Annotated in this window: 1 pseudogene; it reads left to right on the forward strand. The window is 36.1% G+C overall.

From position 1 onward, the window contains the following. Window positions 1-276: 276 nt before the first annotated feature. Window positions 277-646: pseudogene (locus ON073_RS20500) on the forward strand (efflux RND transporter periplasmic adaptor subunit); the annotation flags it as partial.

Genomic DNA, 646 nt, shown 5'->3' on the forward strand with positions numbered 1-646 from the left:
CCGCCATATTTATGGGCTGTTGCTGATACTTTAATACGTTTCGTCATCTTAAAGTTAAATCCAGAAGGTAAAATAGGCAAAACCCATTAAAATTGCCCAAATTAGCATTGCTCTAATTTGCCTGCAATAGGGACAATTTTTACTTTTCTTTTTCATAATTTCTACTTAACAACTGAAAAAAACACGTTTAATTCACAATATTATACGATACCTCGCACGCACAAGTTCTAAACTGTCTAGTAGAATAGTAAACCCTGAATACTTGCGAGAATTGCTATGTACGCGAAACAATCTGGTAAAGCCTTATTTCCTTTAATTTGTATCATTCTATTTGGCTTGTGTATTTACTTGTACCTGCCAGAGTCACAAGGGCAACAAAATCAACGAGAAGCCAAAGCAACACCGATTCAAGCACACACGGTGACGACCAGTCGCCAAGCTAATATTATTGAATCACTGGGTACAGCGCGAGCAAACCAAGCAATAAAATTAGTAAGCGCGCAGTCTGATTATATTAAAAATATCTATTTTGACGACGGTGATAAAGTTCAAAAAGGGCAATTATTGATTGAACTTCAAGATGCGGAAGAAAAAACCCGTGTGGAAGAACTTGAAATTCTCTTAAAAGAAGAAAACCGTAAATTAA

The organism is Pseudoalteromonas sp. G4 (assembly GCF_028875915.1).
Classification (GTDB): Bacteria; Pseudomonadota; Gammaproteobacteria; order Enterobacterales; family Alteromonadaceae; genus Pseudoalteromonas.